This is a genomic window from Bradyrhizobium sp. KZN70725 (assembly GCF_055264925.1).
In genome coordinates, this window is sequence record NZ_JBUYWT010000132.1 from 1 (window position 1) to 4,863 (window position 4,863).

General features: G+C 59.4%; 4 protein-coding genes and 1 pseudogene. 1 reads left to right on the forward strand and 4 read right to left on the reverse strand.

Annotated features, from left to right (window positions below; genetic code table 11):
* The 3 genes from ACZBJS_RS41930 to ACZBJS_RS41940 form a co-directional block, all read right to left on the reverse strand.
* Window positions 1-191, reverse strand: a 191-nt coding sequence (locus ACZBJS_RS41930) for a hypothetical protein (protein ID WP_463440277.1), incomplete at its 3' end; no start/stop codon positions are given.
* A gap of 657 nt (window positions 192-848) precedes the next feature.
* On the reverse strand, window positions 849-1,349 hold the full coding sequence (locus tag ACZBJS_RS41935) for a DUF1269 domain-containing protein (protein ID WP_163160300.1): 501 nt from the start codon (window positions 1,347-1,349) through the stop codon (window positions 849-851).
* Window positions 1,350-1,682: 333 nt separating this feature from the next.
* A complete protein-coding gene (locus ACZBJS_RS41940) occupies window positions 1,683-2,600 on the reverse strand; it encodes a TauD/TfdA dioxygenase family protein (RefSeq protein WP_463440278.1) in 918 nt (305 codons plus the stop codon).
* 209 nt (window positions 2,601-2,809) lie between these two features.
* On the opposite strand from ACZBJS_RS41940, the pseudogene ACZBJS_RS41945 reads away from it, so the two are divergent.
* A pseudogene (locus ACZBJS_RS41945) lies at window positions 2,810-3,208 on the forward strand (transposase); the annotation flags it as partial.
* Between the two features lie 1,114 nt (window positions 3,209-4,322).
* On the opposite strand, the gene ACZBJS_RS41950 reads toward ACZBJS_RS41945, so the two are convergent.
* Window positions 4,323-4,863, reverse strand: a 541-nt coding sequence (locus ACZBJS_RS41950) for a TCP-1/cpn60 chaperonin family protein (RefSeq protein ID WP_463440279.1), incomplete at its 5' end; no start/stop codon positions are given.

A 4,863-nucleotide genomic window follows, 5' to 3' on the forward strand; every position in this document is an offset into this window, starting at 1 on the left:
TGCGATGGCTCGCAGAGCTCTTGCGTGTCATCATCCGAGCCTTCTTCGAGACCGTCCCGGCTCGAAACACCGCTTAAGCCGGGCGCCGGCGCCAGTTCTTCACGAACGACTCCACAGCCCTGCAGCGCGAGATCGACGAGCACGGGCTCGCGCGCTTGGCCCGCGCGTGTTTGCGGCTCTTTCAAGGACATCGCGGGCTCGGACTGGCGTGCGGCCACGCCGCGGCCGGCGAACGACAGACCAAGGTGCCGTCAGCTCCTGCCAGGGAGCGGTTGCGGGAGTGGTCGCGGACGCTCGATTCCTGGCCGACCGGGTCTCGGAGGCCGTGTGACTGGGCGGTGGCCTGGCCGTCGCCATCCGTGCCATCCTGCCGGACCACCCCAGCCCATGCCACGCCTTGAAGCAAAGCCACACCTATACCAGCCGCCACCGCGCCAACCCCTATTGTACCAACAATAGCGATGGCCCCTCCAGGTGAACTGGATGGTTTCCGCGAGACGAAGCTCGTCGGCGGCCTGACGCACGCCCAGCGGCGCCATAAGGCCGGCTTGCAAGCGACCGCTGGTCGCCATAGTTCCTGCCGAAGCAATCCCGAGTGCGAGCCCCCATAGAAGCAATCTTCGCATGATTTTCTCCCGGCTTTTGATAGCGCGAAGGAAAACCGGCTAGGCGGCCGCGGAGCCGCATGGCTGCAGCCGGCCTCCTTCGCGGGCGTTGCTGCCCAGGGACCGATGCCGTTGCGTACGATCCCTACGCAAAACTACAGCGTGGCTGTCACAGCGACTGGCGTGACAGCGCAGCTACCCGGCGATGCTTTGACGCTGGCGCGCCAGGCTTTGCCTCACTCGCTAGGCAGCCTTGGCCTGAGTTGCGGCTGCGAGCGTGTCGCGCAGGTGCTGCTCCTTCTTTTCATCGAGCGAGGTCGTCAGGACGATCCCTCCCGCATCCTTGATCGCATTGAGAACCTTGTCTGAGGTCATGGATTTGATCAGCAGGAACAGAACGGCATCTCCCGATTTCACCTTCGACGCGAGATCCTTCATGAACTGGTCCCTGATTCCGAAATCGGTCAGCGCACCGCTCAAAGCGCCTGCGCCGGCTCCGAGAGCCACGCCGAGAAGGGGATTCAGGAACACCATCCCCAAGAGCAGCCCCCAGAAGCTGCCACTGGCGGCGCCGGTCATGGTGGTGTTCACAAGCTGATTGAGCTTTACAGCGTCTCCGGTTTTGACTGCGATCACGGCATCGCTGATCGTGATCAGGTACTCGCTCTGAAGCTTGAGTATTTTTTGCCGAACTTCCTCTGCTTTGACTTCGGATGGGTACACGATCGCAACGAGATCTGACATTGAACACTCCTTGTTGGCTCGAAGTGCTGCCCCTACTCCGCGCGTGATGCACGACCGAAATTTAGCACAGACCCGAAACTCTCTTGCCGCCCAATCATGCACGCAGCTTCACAATCCCGAGATGTTTTTAACGCTCGGTACAATTAAGTAAGCGACATTGTCGCATGTGTCTCGAACAAGGACTCGCCGCAAGCCTGTCTGCCGCTCTCTTCTGAGTTCGACCCGTGCGACAAAAAAGCCGTCGCTTGTTTGCGAAGCGCAGTTGTTCGGATACGTTCATGCGAGGGCATAGCTCACCAATTTCTACCGATATTGTTGAAATTTGCGCATAAGCTAGACGACGTTCGCTGACTGCTGCTTGGCGCGCGCTACATTTCGCCGGCCGTTAACGCCGATGGGCACCTCACCAGCTATGGCCGCGCGACGGACAAGGCGAGGCTGGTCTCCGTAATCCTTGGCCGCATAATGCATGGTGGCTCGGTTGTCCCACATGACAACGTCATCCTGCTTCCAATTCCAGCGCAGTGTGTTTTCGGACGCGATGATGTGAGACTCGAATAAATCGAATAGCCTCTGGCCGTCATATCTCGGGACGTCAACGAAGCGTTTCGCATACATGCCCAGTACTAGCGCGCGCTCGCCGGTCTCGGGGTGAACGCGTACAAGCGGATGCTCGGTCTCCAGCTTTGCTTTAAGGACTTTGTCATAATGCTTCTTGTCAGCTTCGGTCGGCCGAGAAAATATAGCGGGATCGAACGCGTTGCTGTGAACAACCCACAAGTCGTCGGCAAGCCGCTGCAGCGGCGGCGGCAAATCGAGGTATGCGGTCGCGGTGTTTGCCCATACCGTGTCGCCGCCGGTAGGTGGAATTACAACGCCTCGGAGCACTAAAATCTTGGGATAGGCCTCCATGTAGGCCATATCGATGTGCCAACAGTCAGCTCGGAGACCGCGCACCGTATCAATCTCGATCATCGAAATCGTTCCCTTGAGAGTACTCACCGTCGGAGTCGGTGGGAGAGCTTTCCCAAAGCGACAAGCGAAGCGTTCCTGTTCTACGTCGTCCAGATGACCCTGCTCGCGGAAAAAGATGACCTTGTATTCGAGCAGCAGACCGTTGATCGCAGCGATGGCCTGCTCCGGCAAATCGCCCGACAGCTTGATGTTCAGTATTTCGGCGCCAATACGTCCCGAGCGTTTGACGACATCGGCAGGTGAAATGACGCTATCGATCAAAGCCCTCTCACTCATGGCAGCATTCTCCAAGTAGCTAGACGGCTTGTTGGTCATGTTGTGGTTTTTACTACATAGTGTTTCATGTCTCTATTTCCATTGCAGCTATCTTTCCTGGTGGTTGATCGCACCTATCGAAGCGCGATGTGATCTGAGGCCGGCAAACTGGACCACTTTGGCTAGCGTTTTCGCTACCGAATCCCATCGGCTTGGAGGTGCGAAGGACGATGAAGGCCTCGAGGTTTTCGGACGCCCAGAAGGTGTTCATCCTGAAGCAGGGTAGTGACGGGATTGCGGTGGCGAAGATCTGCCGTAAGGCCGGGATCAGCCAGGCGACCTATTTCAACTGGAAGAAGTAGCACGACAGGCTGCTGCCGACCGAGATGCGACCGCTGAAGCAGCTCGAGGAGTAGTACGGCAAGCTGAAGAAGCTGGTGGCGGACCCGTCGTTCGACAAGGAGATGCTGCAGAACGTGATCCGCCGAAAAGCTATGAAGCCTGGCCGGAACCTCAAGCTGGTCGACGAGGTCTGTGGCGAGTGGCGGGTGTCGATCCGCAGAGCTTGTGACGCTCTCGAGTTGGACCGCTCGACCTATCACTACAAGTCCCGCCGCTCCGGCCAGGCCGCCCGCGGATGGCTTGCGAGGACGTCCTCGGCCGATTTACGGCCGATATTTCTGTCGCGCCGGTCCGATTGAACGGGACGACGTTTTCCAGTGGCGGCATGCAACGCTCTGCGATCGCTTTTGCTTCTTCCGGCGACCTGGTTCGCCAAAGCTCCTTGAGCGCCTCGTCGACGTAGTATGAAACATCCGCCTTCAGGCCGCATGTACGCGATTGCTGCGAGTCGTCCGGCGTCAAGGAGCCGGCCGCGAAGTTGTTCTCTGCGTTCATTTTCCGAGGTCTTTCGCGCCCTCTCCAGCGCGTCCCGCTCATACTGCTCTAAACACACTACGAAACGCTATTCACGCCATTGGAAGTTAGCGGCGACGTGACAAGACGCCCGTCGGTATCGGCCGAGTAGACGCTCTCTTGATTTATGTCACGCGCCGCTAACCTCAGTGGCCAGCCACGGCCTCAACTTGTAATGGTAGCCAAGCCTGGAGAAGCCCCTAGGCACGGCTAGGGTTTGCATTCTTCGTGCCAAGCGACAGTTCGCACCATGCCTGTGTTGGCTGTGTCTGCTTTCCAACATACTAAGGTCTCAATCCTTGCAGTCGAGCCTGTCCGTAGCAGACTGTTGTCGATGCCGCCGACTCCATCGAGAGCTATGCGTCCAAATTCCAGTTGAAAGGCAAGACGGTGGTTTTTTCAGGCGACATGCGTTCTTGCCGCCGGTCGCTGACTTCGCGAAGAACGCCGAAAGATTGAAGGCCAGTATTCAGAGCCATTACACCCGCGCGGACGCTGTGGGCCGCATCGCAGCGATGGCGAACGTGAAAACACTTGTTCTCAATCATTTCGTGCCTGCGGGTGATAACAACGTGGCACCCGACGTATGCAGGACGCGGTTCGGACGACATTGGAGGCAACATCGTTGTCGGAAGAGACCTGCTTCAGCTTACGCCGCAAGTGAGAGGCTGGAGGCATCTACACTGGCCCTTTTTCAACTTCCGCATGAAGTTCGCGGCTCGGGCTACGCGCACCAGCATACCAAGGGACATGAACACGGCGTCAAGCAAAAACCCCGGCATTGGCGCCGGGGGTTCTGTAATTCTCGTATTCTTCGATGCGGCTGGATCAGAAGTCCATGCCGCCCATGCCGCCGCCCGGGGGCATGGCCGGGCCGGCTGCGGCTTTCTTCGGCAGCTCGGCGACCATGGCCTCGGTGGTGATCAGCAGCGCCGCCACGGAGGAGGCGTTCTGGATCGCGGTGCGCACGACCTTGGTCGGGTCGATGATGCCCTTGGACACCAGGTTGCCGTACTCGCCGGTCTGCGAGTCGAAGCCGTAGGCGTACTGTTCCTTCTCGAGGATCTTGCCGACGATCACCGAACCGTCTTCACCGGCGTTGATCGCGATCTGGCGGGCCGGCGCGGACAGCGCCTTGCGCACGATCTCGACGCCGGTCTTCTGGTCGTCGTTCTTGGTGCGCAGGCCCTTGAGCGCTTCGGCGGCACGGAGCAGAGCGACGCCGCCGCCTGGGACGATGCCTTCCTCGACAGCCGCACGGGTCGCGTGCATCGCGTCATCAACGCGATCCTTGCGCTCCTTCACCTCGACCTCGGTCGCGCCGCCGACGCGGATCACCGCGACGCCGCCTGCGAGCTTGGCGAGACGC